The organism is uncultured Jatrophihabitans sp. (assembly GCF_964244045.1).
In the GTDB taxonomy this organism is placed as follows: domain Bacteria; phylum Actinomycetota; class Actinomycetes; order Mycobacteriales; family Jatrophihabitantaceae; genus Jatrophihabitans.
Genome location: NZ_CAXTHK010000003.1, coordinates 96,168 through 122,087, shown reverse-complemented (window position 1 = coordinate 122,087; position 25,920 = coordinate 96,168). Strand labels below are relative to the sequence as shown.

The 25,920-nt window shown below is 70.6% G+C and carries 27 protein-coding genes and 1 tRNA gene; 13 read left to right on the top strand and 15 right to left on the bottom strand.

All coding sequences use genetic code 11. From position 1 onward, the window contains the following. The first annotated feature begins 151 nt into the window (after positions 1–151). From uraH to ACFFC4_RS03715, 3 genes are all read left to right on the top strand, one after another. Entirely contained in the window at positions 152–484 is a 333-nt protein-coding gene (gene uraH, locus ACFFC4_RS03725; protein ID WP_375497911.1) for a hydroxyisourate hydrolase, read from the top strand. A gap of 49 nt (positions 485–533) precedes the next feature. Then, positions 534–1,904 (top strand): 8-oxoguanine deaminase, encoded by a 1,371-nt coding sequence (locus ACFFC4_RS03720; RefSeq protein ID WP_375498142.1) that lies wholly within the window; start codon positions 534–536, stop codon positions 1,902–1,904. Between the two features lie 97 nt (positions 1,905–2,001). Further along, complete coding sequence (locus ACFFC4_RS03715) at positions 2,002–3,411, top strand: IPT/TIG domain-containing protein (protein WP_375497909.1); 1,410 nt, start codon at positions 2,002–2,004, stop codon at positions 3,409–3,411. Between the two features lie 3 nt (positions 3,412–3,414). Here ACFFC4_RS03715 and guaD read toward each other — a convergent pair whose 3' ends face one another. From guaD to ACFFC4_RS03700, 3 genes are read right to left on the bottom strand one after another with little or no spacing between them, the layout of a single operon-like run. Next, positions 3,415–4,710: a guanine deaminase gene (guaD, locus tag ACFFC4_RS03710; protein WP_375497907.1), complete on the bottom strand. Its 1,296-nt coding sequence runs from the start codon at positions 4,708–4,710 to the stop codon at positions 3,415–3,417. Continuing rightward, positions 4,707–7,460, bottom strand: a complete 2,754-nt coding sequence (locus ACFFC4_RS03705; RefSeq protein WP_375497905.1) for a molybdopterin-dependent oxidoreductase — start codon at positions 7,458–7,460, stop codon at positions 4,707–4,709. The genes guaD and ACFFC4_RS03705 overlap by 4 nt, the downstream gene beginning before the upstream one ends. Beyond that, positions 7,457–8,272, bottom strand: a complete 816-nt coding sequence (locus ACFFC4_RS03700; RefSeq protein ID WP_375497903.1) for an FAD binding domain-containing protein — start codon at positions 8,270–8,272, stop codon at positions 7,457–7,459. The genes ACFFC4_RS03705 and ACFFC4_RS03700 overlap by 4 nt, the downstream gene beginning before the upstream one ends. A gap of 143 nt (positions 8,273–8,415) precedes the next feature. On the opposite strand from ACFFC4_RS03700, the gene pucL reads away from it, so the two are divergent. Continuing rightward, a complete protein-coding gene (gene pucL, locus ACFFC4_RS03695; RefSeq protein WP_375497901.1) occupies positions 8,416–9,288 on the top strand; it encodes a factor-independent urate hydroxylase in 873 nt (290 codons plus the stop codon). Here the strand turns inward: pucL and ACFFC4_RS03690 are convergent, their stop codons facing one another. From ACFFC4_RS03690 to ACFFC4_RS03660, 7 genes are all read right to left on the bottom strand, one after another. Further along, entirely contained in the window at positions 9,289–9,702 is a 414-nt protein-coding gene (locus ACFFC4_RS03690) for a DUF1003 domain-containing protein (protein ID WP_375497899.1), read from the bottom strand. Between the two features lie 72 nt (positions 9,703–9,774). Then, entirely contained in the window at positions 9,775–10,518 is a 744-nt protein-coding gene (locus tag ACFFC4_RS03685; protein ID WP_375497897.1) for an urease accessory protein UreD, read from the bottom strand. Beyond that, positions 10,479–11,183, bottom strand: a complete 705-nt coding sequence (gene ureG / locus ACFFC4_RS03680) for an urease accessory protein UreG (protein ID WP_375497895.1) — start codon at positions 11,181–11,183, stop codon at positions 10,479–10,481. The genes ACFFC4_RS03685 and ureG overlap by 40 nt, the downstream gene beginning before the upstream one ends. Further along, the gene (locus ACFFC4_RS03675; RefSeq protein ID WP_375497893.1) at positions 11,173–11,841 is read right to left on the bottom strand and encodes an urease accessory protein UreF; all 669 of its coding nucleotides are present in this window, start codon (positions 11,839–11,841) and stop codon (positions 11,173–11,175) included. Before ACFFC4_RS03675 ends, ureG begins: the two co-directional genes overlap by 11 nt. Positions 11,842–11,959: 118 nt before the next feature. Continuing rightward, positions 11,960–13,696: an urease subunit alpha gene (locus ACFFC4_RS03670; protein WP_375497891.1), complete on the bottom strand. Its 1,737-nt coding sequence runs from the start codon at positions 13,694–13,696 to the stop codon at positions 11,960–11,962. After that, positions 13,689–13,994, bottom strand: coding sequence for an urease subunit beta (locus tag ACFFC4_RS03665; protein ID WP_375497889.1), 306 nt, complete (start codon positions 13,992–13,994; stop codon positions 13,689–13,691). The genes ACFFC4_RS03670 and ACFFC4_RS03665 overlap by 8 nt, the downstream gene beginning before the upstream one ends. Continuing rightward, a complete protein-coding gene (locus tag ACFFC4_RS03660; protein ID WP_375497887.1) occupies positions 13,991–14,293 on the bottom strand; it encodes an urease subunit gamma in 303 nt (100 codons plus the stop codon). Before ACFFC4_RS03660 ends, ACFFC4_RS03665 begins: the two co-directional genes overlap by 4 nt. 74 nt (positions 14,294–14,367) lie before the next feature. On the opposite strand from ACFFC4_RS03660, the gene ACFFC4_RS03655 reads away from it, so the two are divergent. Further along, a complete protein-coding gene (locus ACFFC4_RS03655; protein ID WP_375497885.1) occupies positions 14,368–15,183 on the top strand; it encodes a tyrosine-protein phosphatase in 816 nt (271 codons plus the stop codon). A 1-nt stretch (position 15,184) separates the two neighbouring features. On the opposite strand, the gene ACFFC4_RS03650 is transcribed toward ACFFC4_RS03655, so the two are convergent. Beyond that, positions 15,185–15,463, bottom strand: a complete 279-nt coding sequence (locus ACFFC4_RS03650) for a hypothetical protein (RefSeq protein ID WP_375497883.1) — start codon at positions 15,461–15,463, stop codon at positions 15,185–15,187. Between the two features lie 187 nt (positions 15,464–15,650). On the opposite strand from ACFFC4_RS03650, the gene ACFFC4_RS03645 reads away from it, so the two are divergent. From ACFFC4_RS03645 to ACFFC4_RS03635, 3 genes are all read left to right on the top strand, one after another. Then, positions 15,651–16,769, top strand: coding sequence for an NDMA-dependent alcohol dehydrogenase (locus ACFFC4_RS03645; protein WP_375497881.1), 1,119 nt, complete (start codon positions 15,651–15,653; stop codon positions 16,767–16,769). Positions 16,770–16,873: 104 nt separating this feature from the next. Further along, on the top strand, positions 16,874–17,767 hold the full coding sequence (locus tag ACFFC4_RS03640; protein ID WP_375497879.1) for an AAA family ATPase: 894 nt from the start codon (positions 16,874–16,876) through the stop codon (positions 17,765–17,767). A gap of 134 nt (positions 17,768–17,901) precedes the next feature. Beyond that, positions 17,902–18,690 (top strand): vWA domain-containing protein, encoded by a 789-nt coding sequence (locus ACFFC4_RS03635; RefSeq protein ID WP_375497877.1) that lies wholly within the window; start codon positions 17,902–17,904, stop codon positions 18,688–18,690. Here the strand turns inward: ACFFC4_RS03635 and ACFFC4_RS03630 are convergent. Together ACFFC4_RS03630 and ACFFC4_RS03625 are read right to left on the bottom strand one after the other, a co-directional pair. Further along, entirely contained in the window at positions 18,679–19,368 is a 690-nt protein-coding gene (locus ACFFC4_RS03630; protein ID WP_375497875.1) for a TetR/AcrR family transcriptional regulator, read from the bottom strand. The genes ACFFC4_RS03635 and ACFFC4_RS03630 overlap by 12 nt on opposite strands. A 12-nt stretch (positions 19,369–19,380) precedes the next feature. After that, a complete protein-coding gene (locus tag ACFFC4_RS03625) occupies positions 19,381–20,898 on the bottom strand; it encodes an MFS transporter (protein WP_375497873.1) in 1,518 nt (505 codons plus the stop codon). A gap of 272 nt (positions 20,899–21,170) precedes the next feature. On the opposite strand from ACFFC4_RS03625, the gene ACFFC4_RS03620 reads away from it, so the two are divergent. The 5 genes from ACFFC4_RS03620 to ACFFC4_RS03600 all read left to right on the top strand — a co-directional run bounded on the left by ACFFC4_RS03620 (position 21,171) and on the right by ACFFC4_RS03600 (position 23,800). Beyond that, positions 21,171–21,258: transfer RNA gene (locus ACFFC4_RS03620), tRNA-Ser, on the top strand. Between the two features lie 107 nt (positions 21,259–21,365). Continuing rightward, positions 21,366–21,644 (top strand): hypothetical protein, encoded by a 279-nt coding sequence (locus tag ACFFC4_RS03615; protein ID WP_375497871.1) that lies wholly within the window; start codon positions 21,366–21,368, stop codon positions 21,642–21,644. Between the two features lie 152 nt (positions 21,645–21,796). Continuing rightward, entirely contained in the window at positions 21,797–22,231 is a 435-nt protein-coding gene (locus ACFFC4_RS03610; RefSeq protein WP_375497869.1) for a Uma2 family endonuclease, read from the top strand. Positions 22,232–22,309: 78 nt separating this feature from the next. Beyond that, positions 22,310–23,152: an LLM class F420-dependent oxidoreductase gene (locus ACFFC4_RS03605; RefSeq protein WP_375497867.1), complete on the top strand. Its 843-nt coding sequence runs from the start codon at positions 22,310–22,312 to the stop codon at positions 23,150–23,152. Between the two features lie 72 nt (positions 23,153–23,224). Next, positions 23,225–23,800 carry a Uma2 family endonuclease gene (locus tag ACFFC4_RS03600; RefSeq protein WP_375497865.1) on the top strand — a complete coding sequence of 192 codons (576 nt, stop codon included), beginning with the start codon at positions 23,225–23,227 and terminating at the stop codon, positions 23,798–23,800. Between the two features lie 2 nt (positions 23,801–23,802). Here the strand turns inward: ACFFC4_RS03600 and ACFFC4_RS03595 are convergent, their stop codons facing one another. Together ACFFC4_RS03595 and ACFFC4_RS03590 are read right to left on the bottom strand one after the other, a co-directional pair. Beyond that, positions 23,803–24,771, bottom strand: coding sequence for a hypothetical protein (locus ACFFC4_RS03595; protein WP_375497863.1), 969 nt, complete (start codon positions 24,769–24,771; stop codon positions 23,803–23,805). Positions 24,772–24,851: 80 nt separating this feature from the next. Further along, positions 24,852–25,904, bottom strand: coding sequence for a DUF371 domain-containing protein (locus tag ACFFC4_RS03590; protein WP_375497861.1), 1,053 nt, complete (start codon positions 25,902–25,904; stop codon positions 24,852–24,854). Positions 25,905–25,920: the final 16 nt, after the last annotated feature.

Below are 25,920 nucleotides of genomic sequence, written 5' to 3'. Positions count from 1 at the left end.
CGGCCCGAACGGAGTGAGGGTGTGAGCGACGCCTGCGGAGCGAACCGTGGGTATGGCGGCTTGCCCGGCCCGAACGGAGTGAGGGTGTGAGCGACGCCTGCGGAGCGAACCGTGGGTATGCCGGCTTGCCCGGCCCGAACGGAGTGAGGGCGTGAGCGTGTCGACGCACGTGCTCGACGCGGTCAGCGGACGCCCGGCGGCGGGCGTCGGCGTCGTCCTCGAGCGCAGCGGCGGCGGCGGCTGGGCGCAGATCGCCCAGCGCCGCACCGACGCCGACGGTCGAGTGGTTGATCTGGCTCGGCAGCTCGAGGCCGGCGTGCACCGCCTGCGCTTCGACGTCGAGGGTTACTACACCGCCAACGGCCAGGACAGCTTCTTCTACCCCGAGGTGACGGTCACGTTCCGTGTCACCGATCCCGACGCCCACCTGCACGTCCCGCTGCTCCTGAGCCCGTTCGCGTACTCGACGTACCGGGGCTCATGACGATCGGGAAACGATCCGGTAACCCGACGCATGCAGGGTGGCGGGCGTGATCACCGTGCTCGAGGGTTGCCACGTCGCGACCGTGGACGCAGCAGGCACGGAACATACCGATGGGTATGTTGTGATCGAGGACGGCGTGATCTCCGTCGTCGGCGCGGGCCGGTACGCCGGCGACGCCGACCGGATCGACGCTTCTGGGCTGCTCGCGACGCCCGGTTTCGTCAACAGCCACCACCACCTCTACCAGTGGATCACCCGCGGCTACGCCACCGACGACACGCTGTTCGGCTGGCTGACCACGCTCTACCCGATCTGGGCGCGCCTCGACGCGGACCTCGTGCATGACGCGGCCGCGGCCAACCTGGCCTGGATGGCGCTCACCGGCTGCACGACGTCGATGGATCACCACTATGTCTTTCCGAAGAGCAGTGTCTTCCCGAAGAGCAGTGTGTTCCCGCACGGCGGCGGCGACCTGCTGGAGGCCGAGATCCACGCCGCGCAGTCGATCGGCCTGCGCTTCCACCCCACCCGCGGGTCGATGAACCTCGGTGAGTCCGACGGCGGGCTGCCGCCCGATGAGGTGGTCGAAGGTCATGACGCGATCCTGGCCGCCAGTGCCGACGCGATCGACCGCTGGCACGACCCCGCCCCGGACGCGATGACCCGCATCGCGCTCGCGCCCTGCTCGCCGTTCTCGGTCACCGCCGACCTGATGCGCGACAGCGCCGCACTCGCCCGCGAGAAAGGCGTCCGGCTGCACACCCACCTGGCCGAAACGCAGGACGAGGAGGCCTTCTGCCTCGAGACGTTCGGCCGCACCCCGACGCAGTACGCCGAGGAGCTCGGCTGGCTCGGTGACGACGTGTGGATGGCGCACTGCGTCCACCTCTCGGACGACGCGGTCGCCCGCTTCGCGGCCACCGGCACCGGTGTCGCCCACTGCCCGACGTCCAACGGGCGACTCGGCTCGGGCATCGCCCCGATTCGCGCCCTGCTCGACGCCGGCGCGCCGGTCGGGCTGGGCGTCGACGGCTCAGCGTCCAACGAATCGGGCCGGATGGTCGGCGAGCTGCACCAGGCCATGCTGGCCGCGCGCTACCGCGGCGGTCCGCAGGCGCTGTCGGCCCGCGAGGCGTTGCGGATGGCCACCATGGGCGGCGCCCGCTGCCTCGGCCGGGACGCCGAGCTGGGCTCGATCGAGGTGGGCAAGCAGGCCGATCTCGCGCTATGGCGGGTACACGACCTGCCCGGCGCGGGCATCGCCGACCCCGTCACCACCCTCGTCTTCGGCGCACCTGCGCTCGAGCACCTGTTCGTCGGCGGCCGTCAGGTCGTGGGCGGGGGAACCTTGCAGACAGCAGACGCGAGCCAGCTCGCGTCCCGGGCCGCAGCGGCGAGTCGGCGTATTACCGAAGCCTGAACCCTGGCCGTTGGCTATGTATTTAGCTAGAACAAAGCGCCATTCTTCCCTCATGACGCCCCGTCCGGTGGGCGCCGTCGATCCTCTTGGGGGAACCATGCACACAACAACGCTCCGCAAGGCGGCAGTCCTGGCCACCTGTATGGCCGCAGGTGCCGCCGTCACGCTCGCGTTCCCGACCGCGGCGAACGCCAAAGCCAGACACCAGCCCAAACCAACTGTGACGTCGGTGTCGACGACTCACGCCTCGACCACCGGCGGTGTGCAGGTGACGGTACGAGGCAGCCACTTCAGCCACGTCCGTGCCGTCACCTTCGGTGGGGTCAAGGGCACGCACGTGAGCGTCGCGTCGAGCAGGAAGCTCGTCGTCACCGCTCCGGCGCACAGCGCCGCGCTGGTCAACGTACGGGTCGGTACGGGCGCGGGTGCCTCGGCCGTCACCACTGCCGACTACTTCTACTACCAGGTCATCCACACCATCGCCGGCGGCTACGGCCACTCCTGCCAGGTCACCACCACGGCGACCGTCCGGTGCTGGGGATACAACTACTACGGCGAGCTCGGTGACGGGACGACGACGAACAACACGGGCCCGGTCCGGGCCGGGAACCTGACGCGCATCGTGTCGGTGGCCACCGGCAACTACCATTCCTGCGCGCTGTCCGCGTCCGGCGCTGTCAGCTGCTGGGGGTACAACGCGCTCGGCCAGCTCGGTAACGGCACCACGACCAACAGCTCCACGCCGGTCGGCGTCGTCGGCCTCGGCCGGGCGCTGTCCGTGTCGGTCGGGGCCTATCACTCGTGCGCGCTCGTCGTGGGCAACAGGGTCAAGTGCTGGGGTTACAACGGTTACGGCCAGCTGGGACTCGGTACGACTGCCATCAGCACCGTGCCCCGCACGGTGCCCGGCCTCACGCGGGTGGTCGACGTCGACGGCGGTTACGGTTTCACCTGCGCTGTGCGCGCAACCGGCTCGGTCTACTGCACGGGCGACAACAGCTACCACCAGCTCGGCGACGGCACGACGACGCAGGAGCTCTCCCCGGTGCGGACGGCGTCGCTGACCCACGCGGTATCGATCTCCAGCGGGGACTACTCGTCCTGCGTCACCTACCCGGCCGGCTCGGTCTACTGCTGGGGATACAACGGCTACGGCGAGCTGGGCAACGGCACCACCACCTTGACGTCTCGCCCGGTGCGGGTCTCCGGACTGAGCGGTGTCAGCAAGATCGCTGTGGGGGGTTACCACGCGTGCGCGATCACCCGCGGCGTCGAACAGTGCTGGGGGTACAACAGTTACGGCCAGCTCGGCAACGGCGGTGCGGCCAACAGCGCCACGCCGGTCAGCGTGCTCAACCTGACCAAGGTCGTCGACCTCGGCACCGGTAGCTATCACTCCCTTGCGGTGCGGTCGACGACCAGCACCTGGGCGTGGGGTTCGAACTCGTACGGGCAGCTCGGCAACGGCACCACGACGAACAGCGCCACGCGGGTGCCGGTGGGTTGAGCGTCAGCCTGCCAGCAACGGCCGGCCACACGACCAGACCTGCTCGATGTCAGCGGGCGTGGCCAACGCAAACACCCGAGCCAGCGCGTCGACCGTGTCCGTGGCGTGGGCCAGATTCACGGCCAGCGTGCTCCCGGCCGGGGGACGGATGAGGACGGCGTCGAACTCCTTGCCCGGGGTGAAGTCGCCGACGCGATCGTCCAGGCCGAGGGCCTTCGCGCCTGCGCGCGTGGCGAGGTAGAGCAGGTGGACGGGGGTGAGCGGGTAGCCGTCCGGCCCGAGGAGGCGCTGCAGGAAGTAGGCCTGCAGCGCCTCCTTCCCGATGAATAGACCCGTCCCGGCCCCCACGTCCGAGCCCAACGCCACCCCGACACCATGCTGGACGTGCCGCGCGAGCGGGAACAGCCCGCTGCCGAGCGCCGCATTGCTCGTCGGGCAGTGCGCTACCCAGGCCCCGAGCCCGCCAAGCAGCTCGAGCTCGTCGTCGCGGGCGTGCACGTTGTGCGCAAAGACCGACCGCGACGTGACCAGCCCGTGCCGGTGATACGTGTCGAGGTAGTGGTCGGCGTCAGGGAACAAGCCGGCGACCGTCGCCACCTCGACCTGGTTCTCGTTGACGTGCGTGGTGAACCAGACGTCGTCGGCGAGCAGTTCGGCGCAGACGTCCATGATCGACTCTGACGACGACAGCGCGAAGCGCGGCGTCACTGCGTACCGCAACCGATCGTGGCCGTGCCAGCGCTCGATCAGAGCCTGGCTCTGGGCCAGGCAGCGTTCCGGACCCGAGAGCAGGTCGGGACGAAGCAGCCGATCGCTGAGCACCAGACCGGCCGTGATGTTCAGGCCGCTGCGGTCGGCGCGTTCGAACAGGATGTCCATCGCCGTCGCGAAGTGCGAGCCGAAGACGAGCGCGGACGTGGTTCCGGCGCTGACCAGCCCGTCCACGAACTCGGCCGCCACCGCATCGGCGTAGAACGGGTCGGCGAGCCGGCTCTCCTCGGGCAGCGCGCACTGCTCGAGCCAGTCGAGCAGCGGCATCCCGAGGCCGCCGATGGCCCGCAGCTGCGGGTAGTGCACGTGCGTGTCGACGAAACCCGGCATGAGCAGGCCGCCGCGCAGGTCGGTGACCGGCTCGTCAGGATGCGCCGCGTGCAGTGCGGCGAAGGGACCCCGCTCGACGATCACGCCGGCGTTGTCGACGAGCAAACCGCCATCCTGTTCGGATGCCAGTGCGGCGGCCGGGTTGTCACTGAACGGATCACCAGGAACGTCGACGACGGTCGCACGGTAAAGACTCACTGCAGCATGCGCCACACGCGATCCCGCGAGAACGGCGTCTCGTAGGGCCGCACGCCGACGGCGCGGCGGATCGCGTTGCCGATGGCGGCCGCGACGGGGTTGTAGGGGCTCTCACTCATCGACTTGGCGCCGAACGGTCCGAGCTCGTCGCTGGTATCGGCGAAGTACACCTCGGTCTCGGGGACGTCCGCCAGCTGCGGTACGCGGTAGGTGCGGAACACCTGCTCGATCCGCCCGTCGTCGGCGACCAGCACCTCCTCGTAGAGCGCGCTGCCGATCGCCTGCGCGACGCCGCCCTCGACCTGCCCCCGGCACTGCTCGGGGTTCAGGACCGTCCCGGCGTCGGCGGACTGCACCGACTGCAGGATGCGCACCTCACCGGTGCGGACGTCGACGGCCACCCGGACGGCGTGCACGTTGAAGGCGATCGAGCGCATCGCGCCGTACTCGTCGCCGTTCGCGGTGAGCCCGTCGGCGGTGCGGTGTGCAAACGGAGCGGCGGCCACGATGTCGGCGAACTCGAGCAGGGTGTCGCCCGCGACGACGCCGTGGCGGGTCAGCCGGCACGTCGACACCTCGGCCTGCCCGAGCGCGGCGGCCGTTCCCAGCACCATCGTGCGCAGGGCCAGCGCCGCGGCGTGCAGCGCCTTGCCCGCCACCGTTGTGCCGGCCGAGGCGAACGCGCCGGTGTCGTACTGCGTGCCGTCGGTGTCGGAGTTGTGCAGCTCGACGCGGTCGACGCCGGTGCCCAGGACCGTCGAGGCGATCTGCGCGTGCACGGTGGTGGTGCCGTTGCCGAACTCGCTGGTGCCGACGCCGAGCAGGTACGTGCCGTCGGGGCGCAGCGTCACCGTCGTCTTGGCCACGTGCCCGCGCGGCGCCATTGTCGCGATCATGGCAACTGCCATGCCCTCGCCCACCTGCCAGTGATCGCCGGACGGTGGTTCGACCCCGTTGCCGCGGCGGAGCGCGTCCTGCGCGAGGTCGAGGCACTGGTCGAGGCCGTAGCTGCCCCAGATCAGGTCCTCCTCCGGTTCGGGGTGCACGGTGAGCATGGGGTCGCCGTCGCGGACGGCGTTGAGGCGTCGTAGCTCGAACGGATCCATACCAAGACGTATGGCGAGCTCGTCCATGGCCGACTCGACGCCGAGGATCACCTGGCCCAGGCCGTAGCCGCGGAAGGCGCCGGAGGGGACGTTGTTCGTGTAGACGGCTTCGGCGTCGACCCGCTTGACCGGGCAATTGTAGACGCTGATCGATTCCGCGCAGGAGTGGAACATGACGCCGATCGAGTGGTTGCCGTACGCGCCGGTGTCGCTGAGCACGTCGACCTTCAGCGCGGTGAGGACGCCGTCGCGGCGGGCGCCGAGCGAGACGGCCACCCGCATCGGGTGCCGCACGGTGGTCCGGCTGAACTCCTCGGCCCGGCTCAGTTCCCAGGCGACGGGTTGCTGCAGCCGCAGGACGGCCAGCGCGACGAGGTCCTCGGTCAGGATCTCCTGCTTGCCGCCGAAGCCGCCGCCGACCCGCTTGCTGAACACCCGCACCCGATCGGCTGGGAGGTCGAGCAGGCGACACAGCTCGTCGCGGACCAGGAACGGCACCTGGGTGCTCGTCCGCAGCACCAGCCGCCCGTCGTCGTCGACCCAGCCGATCGAGCCGTGCGTCTCGAGCTGGGCATGCGACACCCGCTGGGTCTGCCATACGCCGTCGACGGTGACCTCGCTGTCGGCAAGCGCTTCATCGACGTCGCCGCCGATGCCCTCGTGCAGCGAGGCGATCACGTTGCGCCCGGCCTCGGCGACCCGGTCGGCGGGCGTGCGGTCGGGGTGCAGCAGCGGCGCGCCGGGCCGGCGCGCGGCCGAGGGGTCGAAGACGGCTGGCAGTGGCTCGTAGTCGATCCGGATCAACCGGCAGGCCTGTTCGGCCGCGCCCACGCTGTCGGCCACCACAGCGGCGACCCGCTGGCCTCGGAAGCGCACGACGTCGTCGAGGATGCGGGTGTCGTCGGGGTCGTCGAGGCGGTTTTCGTGCCGCCCGGTCGAGAAGCGGAGGTCGGGCACGTCGGCGTGGGTGAGGACGAGCCGCACCCCGGGGACGGCCTGCGCCTCGGTCACGTCGATGTCGGTGATCCGGGCGTGCGCGTGCGGCGCCCCCAGGACGCGCAGGTGCAGCAGGCCGGGCACATCCACGTCGAAGGTGTAGGGCTCGGTCCCGGTGACGACCTGCCGGGCGGCCAGCGGGTGCACCGAGCGGCCCACGGACGGCTCGTCGTGGGCGTCGGCAGTGACCGGGGCGTACGTCTGACCCGCTGCGTTGTCGGTGACGCCCTGCGTGATGGCCTGCCGGATCGCGCGGTAGCCCGTGCAGCGACAGAGGTTGCCCTTCATCACGCGCGGCAGGTCGTCGAGCTGCTCGGGCTTCAGGGTCGACGACGTGACGATCATGCCCGCCGTGCAGAAACCGCACTGGAAACCGAAGTTGTCGACGAAGGCCTGCTGCATGGGGTGCAGGTCGTCGACGGTCCCGAGCCCGGCGACCGTGGTGACGCTGCGTCCCTCGATGCGTTGCGCCGGGTAGACGCAGGAGTGCACCGCCGTGCCGTCGACGAGGACCGAGCAGGCGCCGCAGTCGCCGGCGTCGCAGCCCTTCTTGACCTCGAAGTGCGCGTGGTCGCGCAGGAACGTGCGCAAGCACTGGCCGCTGCGAGGATCGCTGTCGAGCTCGTCGCCGTTGACCCTGAACTTCATGGGCTGATCAGCTCCACGCGGATCTCCTCGAGCAGTACGCCGCTGACGGCCCGGCGCCAGTCTGCGACACCGAGCGCATCGTCGTAATACCCGTCGGCCGCGTCGACAGCGGCCCGCAGGGTCGCCGCGTCGGGCACCGATGGGTAGCGCAGCACCGTCGGCCAGGCCGTCGCTGCGGTGATCGTGAAGACGGCCGAACCGTCCTCGTCCACCCGCCCGGTCAGCACGGCCCCCGACCGACCGAGCGCCGCCAGCGCGATCTTGCGGAATGCGGTGCGCGCGCGCAGCGCATGGGCCGGCAACTCGAGCGCCCGCAGGACCTCACCGGGTGCGAGGTTGTTGGTGCCGTTGCCGGTGACGAGATCGGCCACCGGGACGCGATAGCCGCCTCCGTCGGGCGTCCACACCTCGGCGACCCCGTCGAGCGCGACGCAGAGCGAGACCATGCCGGCCGCGGCGTAGGAGCGGCAGACGTTCCCCCCGACCGTCGCAACGTTCCAGATCTTCCAGGACGCCAGCAGCGCGTTGGCGCACTGCGCGAAGAGCGGATGTGCCGCCCAGCCCTCGCGGCGCGGGATGTCGGCCAGCTCGGCGATGGTGCAGGTCGCACCGATCCGCAGGCCTGCGTCGGAGTACTCCAGCGCCGGCCAGCCCATCGCGGTCAGGTCCACCAACCCCGTGTGCTCGGCTGCGGGCTCAGCGGGCTCGGAGAACAGCCACGTGCCACCGGCGACCACCCGCTCGCCCGGCGCCAGGACGAGCTCGGCGCGGGAGTGCGCGACCCGGTAGGTCTCGACCGTGTTCAGATCCATGATCCGCCGATGGTCGCCACGATAGATTTCGGTTCAGTTTCCACGGGCCGGCGAGCTGCTGGAAACATGATGGCCACAGCGGCGGACGGGTGGTGGAAACACCCCCTTGTTTACCTGATGAGCATCTTTCGCGGGGAGCAGACATGGTGCAGCTAGGAGCAAACCGCTACGGCAAGGCCGAGGTCCGAGTCGTGCACGTGGACAGGGGCGCGGCGGTCGACGGTGGTGACGTGATCACCGACCGCAACGTCTCGAGCAGCCTGTCCGGTGACGTCGCGGGCTGCTACCTCACCGGCGACAACACGAACGTGCTCGCCACCGACACCCAGAAGAACACCGTCTATGCGTTCAGCAAGAAGCTCGGGCACGTCGAGCCTGAACGCCTGGGGCTGGCGCTGGCCGAACACTTCGTCGCCACGCAGGGGCCGATCACCCGCGCCCGCGTCGCGATCGAGCAGTACGGCTGGACGCGCATCGAGGCCCAGCCCAACTCCTTCCACCGCAGCGGTGACTACGTGCGCACCACGACGGTGATCCACGACGAGACGGCCGGGATCAGTGTGGTGTCCGGCCTGCGCGACCTCACCGTCCTGAACACGACGAACAGCGAGTTCCACGGCTTCCCGCGTGACGAGTACACAACGTTGGCGGAGACGAAGGACCGCATGCTGGCCACGTCCGTCGAGGCGTCGTGGCGCTACCGTTCGGTGGACGTGGACTGGGCCGACGCGTTCGCGGAGGCCAAGGCGGCGCTGCTGTCCACCTTCGCCGAGACCTACAGCTACTCGCTGCAGCAGACGCTCTATGCGATCGGCACGCGGATCATCGAGAGCATCCCGGACATCTGCGAGGTGCGCCTCGCAATGCCGAACAAGCACCACTTCCTCGTTGACCTCGACCCGTTCGGCCTGACGAACGACAGCGAGGTGTACTACGCCGCCGACCGTCCGTACGGCCTGATCGAGGGGACGGTCCTCGCCGACGACGCCGGCCCCGAAGGCCTAGCCTGGAACTGATCAGCCCTGCGGGGTGGCGGGCTTGCAGAGCTGACGATGCAGCTCCTGCGTCAACACGTGGATCTGCTGCGTCAACTCGGTGTTGGTGTGTAACTCCTGCTCGTTCGCCGTGAAGTCGTGGTCGGCCTTGGCCTGCTGGAAGCTGGCCTGCCGGTTCTGCCCGATCATGACGAACGTGGACAGGAAGATCGCCTCGAGGGAGACCACCAGCGTCAGCGTCGGCCACGGGCTCTTCTCGAACACCAGCATCCAGACCGCGAAGATCACGACGTGGACGTAGACGAACATCATCGACCCGGCGAAGCGGGTGATCCCGTCGGCGACCTTGAGCTGCACGTCTGCGGCTCGCTTCTCGGCGACTGCGACGTATGCCGGGTGCCTGGGCTTGCCGGACACTGCGGACGTGCTGGACATGGGCGCGCCTCTCGTCGGGTGAGTCCGGATCTTGCCCGACCGCGGCTGAGTGCGGCCCTCGGACTGGTGCACTCAGGACGCCGCGCGCAGCGCGGTGAGATTGCGGGTGACCTCGGCGGCGCTGTCGCCCAGGACGGTGAGCAGGACGGTGTGCTCGTCGAGCTGTTGGGCGACGGATGTCCGGGAGTGCACGACGGTGCGGGCGGCGACGTCCGGGCCGGTGAGCAGGGCGGTGGCCAGCACGCGGTGCCCTGCGATGAGGTGCGCCCAGTCCGGGCCGGTGAGGTCGACGCTCTGCCGGAGCAGAGGTCGGCCGGCGCGGGTGACGTCCCAGCCGATCGTGGCGGCTCCTGGCGTGACGTCGGTGCTGCGGCCCAGGACGACGAGCTCGCGCCACTCGAGGTGGCTGTCGGCCGCCAGGCTGATGGCGATCTCGACGTCGACCCGGCTGCCCTCGCAGACGATCAGCGGCCCCGGGTCGGCCGTCAGGTGCGCGCCCGCGCCGATGTTGAGGTGCCACGCCATGCTGGCCGCCGGGCCGCCGCGGCCCTGGGCGATGGAGGCTCCGGTGGCGGTGAGTGTGGCCCGCGCGCCTTGTTCGACGGTCAGCTCGGCGATCAGCTCGTCGCCGGCCAGGGGCCCGGCGGCGCTGCCGACGAGGCAGAGCGCGCACTCGTCGCTCCGGTCGGCGCGCACCCGGCGCACAGTGAGCGGCGGGGTGCAGTGCAGCTCGCCGAGCCGACCGCCGGGATGGACGACGGCACGGGTGTGCGCCTTCACGCCGGTGTCAGGACGGCCCGCACTCCGCGCACCCATTCGGCGACGTAAGTCGCGGCCGGGTCCTCGGCCAGGCTGGTGAACAATGTCGGTCGGGTGCCGCGGGCCGCCGCCGCGTCGCGGCGCATGACCTCGAGGTCGGCGTGCACCAGCGGGGCGAGGTCGGTCTTGTTGATCACCAACAGGTCGCTGCGGGTGATGCCGGGGCCGCCCTTACGCGGCACCTTGTCGCCGCCGGCGACGTCGATGACGAAGATCTGCCGATGCACCAGACCGTAGGAGAACGTCGCGGTCAGGTTGTCGCCGCCGCTCTCGACGAGGACGAGATCGAGGTCGGGGTGATCGGCCTCGAGCTGCTCGACGGCGTCGAGGTTCGGGGTGATGTCGTCGCGGATCGCGGTGTGCGGGCAGGCACCGGTCTGCACCGCGCGGATCCGCTCGTCGGGCAGCACGCCCGCGCGACGCAGGAAGTCGGCGTCCTCGGTGGTGTAGATGTCGTTGGTGACGACGCCGATCGTCAGCTCGCTGCTCAGCGCACGGCAGAGGGCGGCGACGAGCGCGGTCTTGCCGCTGCCTACCGGTCCGCCGATGCCGATGCGCGGTGCCCGGGCGCCGGTGGGCGCGCCACCGGGGTGGTCGTGATCATGATCGTGGTCGCCGCTGGTGGTGTTGTGGTGGGGCGGCCGGAGCCAGTCAGGACGCAAAGAGACGCACCTCCGCGGTGAGATGGAAGTCAGCGAGCAGGTCGAGGGCGGGGGCGCTTTCGGTGGGCAGCGCTGGGTGGTGCGTTACGTCGGCAGCGAGCGCGTCGATGTCCGGTGCGAGCCGGGCCAGCACGCTGTGCGCGGCGAACGGATCGAGGCCCAGCAGCCGGACCGCTCCGCTCGCCGGGACGCTGGCCGCGGCGAGAGCGGCGGCGCGCGCGGCGAGTTCCGGGTCGCCGCCGGCCGCGGCCACTGCGGCGCCGAGGACGAGCGGGTGATGGGGCGTGGTCGTTGGCCACGGCGCGGCGAAGTCCGGCAGTGACGCGCGGACCAGGCGCATGAGGCCACGGCCGAGCTGCCGGCTTGCCGCCCGGGTCGCCGCGGACGGCGTGCGGGCATCGAACTCGGCGTCCAGCTCGTCCCACCCGTCCCGTCCGTCGATCGCGAGGTGGCAGGCCGCGGCGGCGAACGCGGCGTTGACGCGTCCCGATGTATGCAGCCGGGTGCGGCAGAACGCCTCCACGTCCCCCACGCCGCGCACGAACCCGGCTTCGATCGCGGCCTCCACACCGGCCGAATGGTTGTGGCCACCGGCCGGTGAGCGCGAGTCGAGCAGCAGCAGCAGGAGCGCGTTCAATCCCGTCCCCCCGTCCCGCACCGGTTGAGTGTCGGGTTAGCCGTCGAGTGTCGACTTACAACTCGACACTCGACGCGTAACCCGACACTCAACGGGGTGGGCGGGGTTGCCACGCGGTGGTGGGAGGGCATCGGAGGCATCAGAACAGGAAGTAGCGCTGGGCCATGGGCAGCTCGGTGGCCGGCTGCTGCTCGATGAGCTCGCCGTCGACGTGCACCGCGAAGGTCTCGCTGTCGACGTCGATGGTGGGCAGTGCGTCGTTCTCGGGCAGGTCGGCCTTCGTCAGCCCGGACACGTCGTCGATCGCGACGAGCGGCCGGTCGGACTCCCACCGCTCGCCGAGCCCGGCCTCGAGCGCGGCGGGCGCGACGAAGGAGCGGCCGAGCAGCGCGGGCAGTGAGCCGAATGCGCCGAACATCGGCCGCGGCAGCTGCGGCTGCGGCGTGGGGATCGAGGCGTTGGCGTCGCCCATGTTGCCCCAGGCGATGACGCCGGACTTCAGCACGACGTGCGGACGGACCCCGAAGAACGCCGGCTCCCACAGCACGAGGTCGGCCAGCTTGCCGACCTCGACCGACCCGATCTCGGACGCCAACCCGTGGGTGACGGCCGGGGCGATCGTGTACTTCGCGACGTAGCGCCGGGCTCTCATGTTGTCGGCGCCCCCGCCCGGTGACATCGACTCGCCTGGCAGCGAGCCGCGTCGACGCTTCATGGTGTGTGCGGTCTGCCAGGTGCGGATGATCGTCTCGCCGATCCGGCCCATGGCCTGGCTGTCCGAGCCGATCATGGAGATCGCGCCCAGGTCGTGCAGCACGTCCTCGGCCGCCATCGTCGACGGCCGGATGCGCGACTCGGCGAACGCGAGGTCCTCGGGGATCGACGGCTTGAGGTGGTGGCAGACCATCAGCATGTCGAGGTGCTCGTCGAGGGTGTTGACGGTGTGCGGGCGGGTCGGGTTCGTCGACGACGGCAACACGTTCGCGTACGCGGCGATGCGGATGATGTCCGGCGCGTGCCCGCCTCCGGCCCCCTCGGTGTGGTACGTGTGGATCGGCCGTCCGCCGATCGCGGCGAGCGTTGACTCCAGGTAGCCGGCCTCGTTCAGGGTGTCGGTGTGGATGGCCGTCTGCACGCCGGCCGCGACCCCGACCGACAGGCACGCATCGATCGCCGCGGGAGTGGTGCCCCAGTCCTCGTGCAGCTTGAACCCGCCGGCGCCGGCGCGCAGCTGCTCCCACAGACCCTCTTCGGAGACCGTGTTGCCCTTACCGAGCAGGACGACGTTCACCGGCCAGGCCGTGGTTGCCCGCAGCATCGCGTCGAGCCAGAACGAACCGGGCGTGACGGTCGTGGCCTTGGTGCCGTCGGCCGGACCGGTGCCGCCACCGATCAGGGTCGTGATGCCGGCGGCCAGCGCCACCGGGATCTGCTGCGGCGCGATCATGTGCACATGGCTGTCGACGCCGCCGGCGGTCAGGATCATCCCGTTGCCGGCCAGGATCTCCGTCGACGGGCCGATGACGAGTTCAGGTGAAACGCCGTCCATCGTGTCCGGGTTACCGGCCTTACCGAGCCCCACGATCCGGCCGTCGCGAATGCCGACGTCGGCCTTGATGACGCCCCAGTGGTCGAGCACGACGACGCCGGTGATGACGAGGTCCGGGGTGCCTTCGGCGCGGGTAGCGATGGACTGGCCCATCGACTCACGGATCACTTTGCCGCCGCCGAACACAGCCTCCTCACCGGCCCGGCCCGGGCCACCGGCGCGGTCCTCGGTGACCTCGATCAGCAAGTCGGTGTCGGCCAGGCGTACGCGGTCGCCAACCGTCGGTCCGTACAGCGCGGCATAGCGGGCGCGGGAGATCTCAGCCATCGGCGCGCTCTTCACCTCGGAGCCCGCGCACGATGCCCGCACCGGCGAGCGGCACCAGCGCGACGTCCATCGACAACCCGGGCTCGAAGCGCACCGACGTACCTGCGGGTATGTCAAGGCGCATGCCGCGCGCGGCGGCGCGGTCGAAAGACAGCGCGGGGTTGGCCCACGCGATGGCATAGTGCGAGCCCACCTGGACGGGGCGGTCGCCGGTGTTCTCGATGACCATCGCTAAGGGCTCGCGACCGGCGTTCAAGACGATTGACTCGTCCGGCGTCACGACTTCACCCGGGGTCATGCGATTGGTCCGTGGACGGTGACCAGCTTGGTGCCGTCCGGGAAGGTGGCCTCGACCTGAACGGACTCGATCATCTCGGGTACGCCGTCCATGACGTCGTCGCGGGTGAGCACGGAGCGCCCGGCAGACATGAGGTCGGCGACGTTGCGTCCGTCCCGTGCTCCCTCGAGGACGAACGAGGTGATGATGGCGACGGCCTCGGGATAGTTGAGTCGCAGGCCGCGATCTCGCCGGCGCTGGGCGATGTCGGCGGCGTAGCTGATCATCAACCGTTCCTGCTCGTGCTCGGACAGCCTCATGTCGCCGCACGTTATTCCAGCACCGTTTCGGATCCGTGAACCATGCCGTCGCGCCGCCTGGCTAGGCTCGAAACATGACTGCCTTGCAGCCGCTCTGGATCGAACTTCAGGGCGCCGACAACGTCCGCGACCTGGGCGGCCTGCCCACCGCCGACGGCGGCCGGACACGGCCCGGCCGGCTGATCCGCTCGGACAACCTGCAGCTGCTCAGTGAGTCGGACGTCCGCCTGCTGGTCGACGTCGTCGGGGTGCGCAAGGTCGCCGACCTGCGCAGCGGCGTCGAGGTGGCCAGCGAGGGCCCCGGGCCGATGACACGCGAGCCTGACGTCGAGATCACCCACCTGTCGCTGCTGCCCGAGGCCGGCGAGCACACCGACGCCGCGGCCGCTGAGGACGACGATGCGCCGGTGGTCCTGCCGTGGCAGGCCCGCGACGCCGAACTCAGCGAGGCCGAACGGCGGCAGGGCGCCTCTGCCGTGTACCTGCGATACCTGTCCGAGCGCGCCGACTCGATCGTCGCCGCCCTGCGGTTGATCGCCGACGGCGACGGCGCGACGATCGTGCACTGCGCCGCAGGCAAGGACCGCACCGGGACCGTCGTCGCACTGGCCCTCGACCTCGTCGGTGTCGACCGCGACCTCATCGCCGCCGATTACGCCCTGAGCGCCGAGCGGGTGCCGCGGATCTTCGCCCGACTCGCCCAGCGTCGCACCTATGCCGGCGACATCGACCCCGTCGCCGACCTCGACCGGCACAAGCCGAAGGCCGAGACGATCACCGCCCTGTTCGAGGGCCTTGACGCGACCTACGGCGGCACCCAGGCGTGGCTGGCCTCGCAGGGCTGGACGGACGAGGACACCGCCGCGATGCGCGCGTCCTTGCTCGGCTGACTCATGCCGCCTCGCTGAGGTAGCGCAGCCGCTGCAGCACCAGCAGCAGCGCGTCGTGGCGGCGCTCGTCGGGCTCGCGCGGGACCCACGTGCCGGACTCCATGGCCAAGGCGTCGGCGACCAGCAGTTCGGCCTCGGCCCGGAACAGCGCGCGCATGAGCGGCCCACCCGCCTCGAGCGCTATCTCGCGGTGAGCAGAGTCTTGCGGTGTCGTCAGCTGGGCCTGCTGCAGCTCGCGCCGCAGGGATTCGGGTAGTTCGCGAAGCACCAGATTCGTCATGCTCCGCACGCTAGGACGACCCACTGACACAACTGCAGAACCGGACCTGCATACGGCCCGCCACTCCGCGCAAGCCTTTCGGCCGCGTGCCGAACCTGCTACACACGAGTGACGTTCGGCGTGATTGTTGAGGTCGGTTCACCGTGGATCGGGCCCGCCGCCGGCGTGACAACGCCGAGGAGTGTCGATGAAGACCAAGGCCGCAGTCGTCTTCGAACCGGGCAAGCCGATCGAGATCGAGGAGCTCGACCTCGACGGCCCGCGCGACGGTGAGGTGTTGATCCGCTACACCTACGCCGGCCTGTGCCACTCCGACGTCCACGTTGCGCACGGCGACCTCGAGGCGCGGCTGCCCATGGTGCTCGGCCACGAGGGCGCCGGCATCATCGAGGAGGTCGGCCCCGGCGTCACGCGGGTCAAGGTGGGCGACCACGTCGTCTGCTCCTTCATCCCCAACTGCGGCACGTGCCGCTACTGCGCCACCGGCCGCCAGTCGATCTGCGACATGGGCGCCACCATCCTCGAGGGCTACCTGCCCGGCGAGCACTTCCCGTACAAGGGCGCCAAGGGCGACTACGGCGCGATGTGCATGCTCGGCACGTTCAGCCAGTGGGGGACGATCCACCAGAACTCGGTGGTCAAGGTCGACGACGACCTGCCGCTCGACAAGGCTGTCCTCGTCGGTTGCGGTGTGCCCACCGGCTGGGGCGCGGCGGTCAACACGGCCGACGTGAAGCCTGGCGACACCGTGGTCGTTGTCGGCATCGGCGGCATCGGCATCAACGCGGTGCAGGGTGCGCGGTACGCCGGTGCCAAGAACGTCATCGCCGTGGACCCGCTGGAGAACAAGCGCGAGAAGGCGATGGAGCTCGGCGCTACGCACACCTTCGCCAGCACCGACGAGGCGATGGCCGCCATCACCGACATGACGCGCGGGCAGATGGCCGACAGCGCCATCCTCACGCCCGGCCTCATGACGTCGGAGATCGTCTCGGGCGGCTTCAACGCCATCGGCAAGGGCGGCACCGTCGTGCTCACCGGTCTGAACAAGATCGAGGAGCAGACGATCGAGCTGTCCGGCTCGGTCATGACGCTGTTCCGCAAGTCGCTCAAGGGCAGCCTGTTCGGCGACTGCAACCCGACGACCGACATCCCGAAGATCCTCGGGCTTTACCAGAGCGGCGACCTCAAGCTGGACGAGATCATCACCCGCACGTACACCCTCGAGCAGGTCAATGAGGGCTATGACGACCTGCTCAACGGCAAGAACATTCGCGGCATCGTCGTGCATGATCATGCGGGCTGAGCGACGCTTGCGGAGCGAACAAGGAACATCGTCCGAGCGGAGCGAGGAAGCGTCGCGATGATCCCCCCGCGCGGAGCGAGCGGGGGAGAGGAGTGTCGCTGAGCGTGAGCGGCGCTGGAACGGTCTTAGGACGCGAAGGTGAGGACGAGCTCCTGCGCGCCGCGCTGGACGCCGGCGCCCACGTGGTGCTCGAGGGGCCACCGGGCACCGGTAAGTCCACGCTGTTGCGGGCGGTGGCCGGCGGTCGCGACGTTCCGTTCTTCCTCGTCGAAGGCAACGCCGAGCTGACGCCGGCCCGGCTGGTCGGGCACTTCGACCCGGCCCAGGTGCTGGCCAAGGGTTACGTGCCCGACATCTTCGTGGACGGCCCGCTCGTCGACGCACTACGCACGGGCGGGTTGCTCTACGTCGAGGAGATCAACCGGGTCCCGGAGGAGACGCTCAATGTCCTCATCACCGTGATGTCCGAGGGCGAACTCGCGGTCCCCCGGCTCGGGGTGATCAAGGCCGAGCCGGGGTTCCGCCTCGTCGCGGCGATGAACCCGTTCGACGCGGTGGGCACGGCACGCATCTCGGCCGCGGTGTACGACCGGACCTGCCGCATCGCGATGGACTACCAGTCCGCAGCCACTGAGGCCAGCATCGTTGCGCTGCGCGAACGTGACGACGCCGTTGACCCGGAATGGCGCGATCAGGTCGTCGAGCTCGTCCGCCGGACCCGGGCGCATGCGGACATCCGGGTCGGGTCGTCGGTGCGCGGCGCCATCGATCTTGTCGGCATCGCAGCAAGGCTCGGCGTCAGTCGCGGCGTACCGGCCACCGATTGGCACGTCGGACTCGACGCCGCGCTCGTGTCGCTGTCCGGACGGGTGCGGCTGCTCGAATCCTGCACGCGCACGGCCGAGCAGGTGGTCCGCGAGCTCTACGAGGGCGTGTTCGGCCGCGAGCCCGCAGCCGCCGACGACAAGACGGGAGACGCCCCGCCGGGGGAAGCCTGAGCCCGCCACCGGCGGGCAACCAGCAGCAGCGCCGGCACGCCCGGCCGGACGGGCGCACGACCTCGCGGTCGCAGCTCGCCAAGAACCCGGCCTTCGCCGAGCTGTCGCCACAGGTCGGGCAGCTGGACGAGGACGTGCTCGCGCGTCAGCTCGAGGACGACCCCGACGCCGCGCTCGCCCTGCTGGCCGAGCTGACTACCGCCACCGACGAGGCCCTGCGGGCCCGCGCCCGGCGGCTCGCGGCGCGCATCGTCCTGGACCGCACCCGCACCGGTCGCACGCTGCTGCGCGGCACCGGCCGTCCTCGACTGGTGCCCGCGAGCCGGGGTGGCGACCTCGATCTCGACGCCTCCTTCGACGCCGTCGTCGGGGCGCACGCCGAGGCCCGCGCGCCGCACCTGGACGACCTGCTGGCCCGCGACTGGGGTCGTCCCGAACTCGCGCTGTGCCTGCTCGTCGACGACTCAGGGTCGATGACCGGCGAACGCCTCGCGCGGGCGGCCATGATCGCCGCGGCCTGCGCGCTGCGCGCCCCGGCCGAGCACGCGGTACTGGCCTTCGCCCGTGACGTCCGGCCGCTGCGCCGCGTCACCGAGACATTGCCGCCCGAGACGGTCGTCGAGCGGGTGCTGCGCCTGCGCGGACACGGGATCACGGCGCTGGCGTCGGCGTTAAAGGCGGGCGCCGAGACGCTGGCCGCGACCCGGGCAACTCGACGGGTGCTGGTGCTGCTCTCGGACTGCCGGGCCACCGACGAGCAGGACCCGGTGCCGGTGGCCGCGGCGATCCCGGAGCTGGTCATCCTCGCGCCGGGCAGCGACAGCGACGCCGCAGCCGCGCTCGCTGCGGCGTCGGGCGCCCGGTGGGGGGCCTTCGACCACGTCGACGCGGCTCCGGCCCTGCTGGAGGAGTTACTCGGTTGAGCGGGGTGGGCGCATGCGGTGCTGGCAGACGATCGCGGTGTGCATCTCGGCGTCGGTAAGGGCGCGGCCGGGCAGCGGCGGACCACCCGGACGCAGAGCCGACAGCAGCGTCGGGACGTAGCGCTGCCACAGCGTCGGCGCGATGTCCCCACCGAGATCGGCGACGTGGCACAGCATCATCAGCATCGCCCCGACGTCGCCGCTTTCGGCGTCCGCGCGCGCCTGGCCGTCGCGTTGAGCGCGCTCGAGCAGATGACGGACGCGGGCGGTCAGCCGATCCTGCATGGCGTCGGTCTTGGCCTCGTGCACGCCCATGAGTACCTCGCGCAGGCCACGGTCCTTCGTCTGCAGCTCGAGCACCGACTCGAGGAACTCGACGAGCCCGTCCCACGCGTCGTCGGCCTCGAGAGCGCGATCGGCAGCGGCCACGACCTCGTCGATCGTCTCGTGCATGATCGCCTCGGCCAGCTCGTGCTTGTTGCCGAAGTGCCGGTACGCAGTGCCGACCCCGACGCCGGCCTGCCGAGCGATGTCGTCGAGGCTGGCCTCGAGGCCGCGTCGCGCGAAGACCTCGCGGGCGGCGGCAATGAGCAGCGCGCGGTTGCGCGCCGCGTCCTTGCGCGTCGGCCGAGGTGCGTCCTCGCCCGATACCGTCCCGACGTCTTCGGCGGTATTCATCTGCGTCCCCGCTCAGACTGCGAGGGCCGGTTCGCCCTCGGCCTGGGCGATGCCCGAGCGCAGGACGAGCGCGGTGATGATCGCCCCGCCGAGGAATACGCCGGCCGCGATCCAGAAGGCCACCGTGTAGCTGTGCAGCTGGGCGTTGGCCTGGGTCAACGCGAACTGGGCGCTGCCCGGCTTCGCGCCGTTGAGGTGCGAGGCGACGTAGGTGCCCACGACGGTGCCGGCGATCGTGTTGAACAGCGAGGTGCCGATCGAGCCGCCGACCTGCTGCGCGACGTTGACCGCCGCGGAGGCGACGCCGGAGTCCTCGGCGCGCACGCCCAGGATGGCCAGGTTGAAGCCCGGGGCGAAGATCAGCCCGAGGCCCGCGCCCAGGATGATCGTGGCCGGCAGGATGACCGTGGCGTAGTTGCCCTCGAGGCTGATGTGGGTGAGCAGGAACAGGCCCACCGCGGACAGGGCCATGCCCAGCGGGATCATGATCCGGGAGCTGATCCGGGTGACCAGCACCGCGCTGCCCAGCGAGGCCACAACCACGATCGTGCCGGTCATGGGCAGGAAGGCCAGGCCGGACTTCACGGCCGAGTAGCCGCGGATGCCCTGCAGGTAGTACGTCAGGAACAGGAAGACGGCGAAGAGGCCGATGCCGGACAGGAACATCGCGATGAAGGCACCGCCGCGGTTGCGGTCGGTGACGACCCGCAGGGGCAGGATCGGGTTGGTCGCGTGCTGCTCGATGAAGACGAAGGCGATCAGCAGGACGGCGCCGACGGCGAGGCAACCAACGGTGAGCGCTGCCGACCAGCCGTGCTGCTCCGCGTTGGAGAAGCCGTAGACCAGGGCGAACAGGCCCAGCGTGATGCTGAAGGTGCCGGGCAGGTCGTTGCCCTGACGCTCCTCGGAGCGCTTGAAGGCGGGCAGCAGGGTGAAGGCGCCGACGAACGCGACGGCGGCGAAGGCGAGGTTGACGTACAGCGTCCAGCGCCACGTGGCGTACTCGGTGAGGAAGCCGCCGAGCAGCAGCCCGATCGAGGCGCCGGCGCCAGCGATGCCGCCGAAGATGCCGAAGGCCTTGCCGCGCTCCTTGGCGTCGGTGAAGGTCGTGGTCAGCAGGGCCAGCACGGCCGGGGCGAGGATCGCGCCGAACGCGCCCTGCACCGCGCGGGCGGTGACCAGCATGCCGAAGTTCTGGGCCGCTCCGCCGACGGCAGAGGCCACCGCGAAACCCACCAGGCCGACGAGCAGGGCCCACTTGCGGCCGAAGAAGTCACTGAGCCGGCCGCCGATCAGCAGCAGGCTGCCGAACGCAAGCGCGTACCCGGTGACGATCCACTGGCGGTCGGCGTTGTTGAAGCCGAGATCGCTCTGCGCGGTCGGCAGCGCAATGTTCACGATGGTCGAGTCGAGGACGACCATCAGCTGCGCGAGCGCGAGAATCGTCAGGATCAACCAGCGACGCGCGTGCATAGGGTCGTCGTTGGCAGCGGGTTTCGACAGGCTCGTTGCCGCGGTGTCGAGGGCCATGGGTGTGCTCCAGTGCTGTAGATCGCTAGCGGAGGTGTTGCCTCCGGTTCCGCAGAAGACTCTACCCACGATCCGGAGGTTGTCACTCCGTTATCCGAGACGCGCGCCACAGTGAGCGGCGCTCAACGCGAACGGTCGCCGGCAAGGGCAGCGCGTCGGCGCACGACTGTCCGGTCGACTTCGGGTGGGCGCCCTCTCGATGTGTCACAGCTGCACGTGCGACGTAAGCCCCCGGCGGGGAAGGTGCGCAGTCGGGTAGTTTCGCAGGCACTGGAGGGCTCGCATAGTGGCCGAGTGCGGCGGTCTTGAAAACCGCTTCAGGGTGATCCCCTGACGTGGGTTCGAATCCCACGCCCTCCGCTGTTCTGTTCACCCGAGAAGCCACCTGGGTGAGCGGCCGTTGTCCACAGGCCGCGAGTTTTCTCGACGCCCGGCGAGCGCAAGCCGCACGATGACGTCATGGAGTCGTGTGTGCGCACCTCCAGCAACTGCGCCTGGCGGGGTTGACCAACACCGAGATCGGGCGACGGCGCCGGCGCGGCGCGCTCGTCGAGCTGCTGCCGGCCGTCTACTGCTCGCGTCGAACGCCCACCACGATCGACAAAGTGCACGCCGCTGCCGCGGCGCTGCCCGGAGCGGTGATCAGCCACCGCACAGCGGCCTGGCTGCACGGCCTCCTGCCCGAGCCGGCGATCGTCGACGAGCCGGACCGCGGGGGCGTCTCCGTGCCACACTCGGGAGCATGAGGCGTGCGCGATGAGCGTGTCACCGGCGCGGGGGCAGCTGCTCACCATCGCCGATTACGCCGCGCTCCCTGCGGACGACGAGCAGCGGTGGGAGCTGGTTGAGGGCAGCCTCGTCATGGCGCCCAGCCCGACGCCGCGACATATGGTCGCCATTGGCGCGTTGTTCGCCACGTTGCGGGCGCAACTGCCGGCCCGACCTGCGCGTCGTCCCGGACGTCGACCTCGATCTCCAGCTGGCCTCGCCGGGCAGACCCGCCACGGCCCGTCGGCCGGACCTCATCGTCGTGACGGCCCAGGAGTTCGCGCGGGTCGACGTCGAGGGTGGGCTGTTGCGCGCGGAGGCCACCGTGGTCGTCGTCGAGGTGCTGTCTCCGGGGTCGCACCGCACCGACCAGATCCTGAAACGCACCGACTACGCCGACGCCGGAATCGGCCACTTCTGGATCGTGGATACCGAGCCGCCGGTGTCGATCGTGGCGTGCACCCGGGCCGGCCGGTCCGGGTACCGCGACGATGGACCGGTCACCGGCGTGTTCGATGCCTGCGACCCGTTCCCCGTTCGGATCGACCTCGACGCGCTGATCTGAGCTCGGACGCGGTCCCGCGCTGGGTCGACCCGGGCCCGGTGATGCGCCACCGACCGACACACGACGAAAGGGCCCGGCATGACAGTCCAGCTCGGACGCATCGGCATCTGGGTGCCATACCCGAAGGTATCGGGGCCGTTCGCGGCCGAGATCGAGCAGCTCGGCTACGGCGCGATCTGGATCGGCGGTTCGCCCGACGGCGGGCTTGCGATGGTCGACGAAATGCTGGCCGCGACGGAGCACCTCGTCGTGGCCACCGGCATCGTCAACATCTGGAAGGACGACGCGCACACCGTTGCCGCGTCGCACCGGCGCATCACCGCCGCGTACCCCGACCGCTTCCTGCTCGGCATCGGGGTCGGCCACCCCGAAGCGACGACGGACTACTCGCACCCCTATCGCAACCTGGTCGAGTACCTCGACGTCCTGGACGACGAGGGCGTGTCGAAGGATGAGCGGGTGCTGGCCGCTCTCGGCCCGAAGGTGCTGCGGTTGTCGGCCGAGCGCAGCGCTGGTGCGCACCCGTACCTCGTGCCGCCGGAGCACACCCGCGAGGCCCGCGCGATCCTCGGCGACGCGGTGTTGCTGGCGCCTGAGCAGAAGGTCGTGCTCGACACCGACCCCGAGAAGGCCCGCTCGGTGGGCCGGCCGGCCGTCGACAAGCCCTACCTCGGCCTGACCAACTACGTCAGCAACCTGCAGCGCCTGGGCTGGAGCGCCGATGACCTGACCCGGCCGGGCAGTGATCGGCTCATCGACGCCCTGGTCGGGCACGGCGATGCGGCGACGGCCGCGGCTCGCGTGCAGCAGCACCTCGACGCCGGCGCCGACCACGTCCCGGTGCAGCTGCTCACCGCGCCGGGCGTCGACGCGCTGCCGCAGTACCGCGAGCTCGCCGAGGCATTGGGTCTGAACGGGTAACAGGAGCGTGCGCCGACGAGGCCACGTTGTCGGCCCTGCGTGCCACACTCGAGGCATTACGAGGAGGCAGCCATGACCGCTCTGCCCAAGCCCGGCCAGCTCCTGACGATTGCCGACTACGCCGCCCTGCCCGAGGACGAGCAGTACCGCTGGGAGCTGCAGGAGGGCAACCTGACGATGGCGCCGAGCCCAACCCCGCCGTACAACCACGCCGCATTCGAATTGGCTGTGCAGTTCAGGACGCAATTGCCGCCGGACCTCATGGTCGTGCCGGACGTCGATCTGGATCTCACGCTTGCACCGGCCGACGAGCCGGGCTCGGCGCGTCGACCGGACTTGGTCGTTGTCACGAGGACAGCGTTCGACCGAGTCCGTGACGGGGGTGGATTGCTGCTGGCCACTGATGCCCGGCTGGTGGTCGAGCTGGTGTCGCCGGGCTCGCGACGCACCGATCGGGTGGTCAAGCACGGTGAGTACGCCGACGCCGGGATCCCGCACTACTGGATCGTCGATCTGGAAGGGCGGCCGTCATTGGTGGCCTGCCAGCTCGCCGAGGGCTTCGGCTACCAGGATGCGCCCGCCGTCACCGGTCGGTTCAGCGCCGACGAACCATTCCCGGTCACCGTCGATCTGGACGCGCTCGGCTAGCGCTACTGGTAGGTGATGACGTCGGGCCGAGGAGTCAGCCGCATGACCTCGGCCGGCGTCATCAACCGCGCGTCCTGCTTCAGGAACAGCTTGATGCCGACGCCGAAGGGATAGCCGGGGAAGTGCAGCCCGCGGAAGACGTTGATCTTGGTCGCGACGCCGCCGAAGCCGTCGGCGTGGAAGGTGAGGTCGACGCCGGGGTGGCGGGTGATGCTCGAGCGATGGGGCAGCATCGACGGCGTGAACTCGTGCACGACGAGCAGTTTGTGCGGCAACCGGTGCCTGCTGACGAGCGAGCTGACGTAGGCAATGGTGGCGTTGATGTCGCCCGGCCCACTGGACCCGATGCGCCCGCCGCCGGGACGCTGGCGCCTCGTCACCTTCCACTCTGGATCGAGGCCGAGCCCCACCGACGGGTCGAGCAGGACGCGGCCCAGCGCCCTGGCCTGCCGCAGGAACGTCGAGCGCCCAGGTTGCAGGTCCAGCAGGAGCAGCATCCGGTAGCGGTGCGCCACGGCGAGGTACCGGCGGACCGTCGCGAGCGGAATGGCCCTCGAGTACGAGCCGTCGGTCTGGGGTGAGCCCTGCGCCACGGTGGCGATCAACTCCATGGCCGGCTGCACCGGCAACCCGTAGCGCGCGAAGCCGCGGGCCCGCGCAGTGACCGACCGGGCGATCTGGTCAGGCGAGGCGGTCCCCAGCACGCCGAGCTGCGGATTGCCGGCCTCGCCGTAGTAGGCAACGACCCGGTAGTGCCCGATGATCGTTTGCCCGCCGCGGGGCAGGGTTCGTACGATCGCGGGTTTCGACGGTCTGGGCGGGGGCGCCGGGGCGGACGGTACGGCCAACGTGGTCGGCAACCGGCTCGACCACGGCGACGTCGCGAGATGCGACACCGGGTCGGACGATCCGCAGGCGGTCAGGACCAGCGCGACGGTGCACAGCGCGGCCGCCAGCCGGTGAGCTCGCATGTGCCCGTAGTACCAGTCGAAACCGACAAAACCGCGGGGCGCATCGCCGGGCGAGACCGGATCGCAACGTCGGCGCTCGATCAGTCGCGAAGCCAGGCGACCACGGCGTCGTAGGCGCGGCGGCGGTCCCAGCCGGTGAGGGCAGCAAGAGCCTTCGCGGCCGTGCGGGTGGCAACACCGTCGGCGACGAGCGCGTCGACCGCCGCGCGGACGGCGGGATCGAGCGCGTCGTCCGGCCCGCCGGCGTCGAAGCAGACTGCGACGTCGGCGCTGCTGGGCAGCTCGGGCACGGCGCCGCCCTCGGTCCGGACGGGATGGACGTACTCCTGGGCGACCATGCCGGCGGCGTTGCCGCGGATGAGCCGGGCCTGGTCGAGGGCGTCGGCCAGGCCGGCCGCGGGGACGACGAGAACGAGCCGCGCCGCGGCGGGGGTGTCGCGCAGCGCCGTCCTGATCTCGGCGGCCGGGTCGGCAAGTACGAGCGGGCCGCGGCTCGGCGAGGCGGCGGCGACAGCGAGGCGTGCGGGCAGGCCGACGACCTCGACCGCGCTGGTCCAACCCAGCGGTGGACGGGGCAGATCAGCGGTGGCGATCACCAGCCGACGGGGCCCGTCCCCCGCCCGCGGCTCGGCCAACGCGCGGGCCGCGGCGTCCTGGGCGATGACGGTGTCGGCCCGCTCGCGTTCTGCCATCAGAGGCGACGGCAGGCTGGCGACCGCGGGGTCGACGTAGGCGAGCACGACGGTCGGCCGGTCGTCCGCTATGGCCACGACGTCGACGGTGACGAGGGCGTCGGGGTCCTGCAGGGCCCGCACGAGCTCGCGCGGCAGGTCGGCCGACGACGCGGTGGCGCCGGTGGCGAACGTTCCGGGGCGGCGCAGCGGGCTGCGGCGGATCACGACCGGGCCGGCCGGGTCCCAGGAGGAGTTGGCGTCGGCGTCCAGGCTGAACCGGGCATCCCCGGCGCTGATCCGGATCCGGACCCGGCCGGCCATCGGCGCCAGTGGCTCGGCGTCGGTGCCCACCGCGATGACGCAGGTGGCGCGCGCCGTGATGTCTGGGTCGGGCGAGAGCTCGAGGGTCTTGGCGTGGGTCGCCCGGATCGCGGGGTGGCCCCGTCCGACGAATCGCACCGCGCCAGGGTAGGCC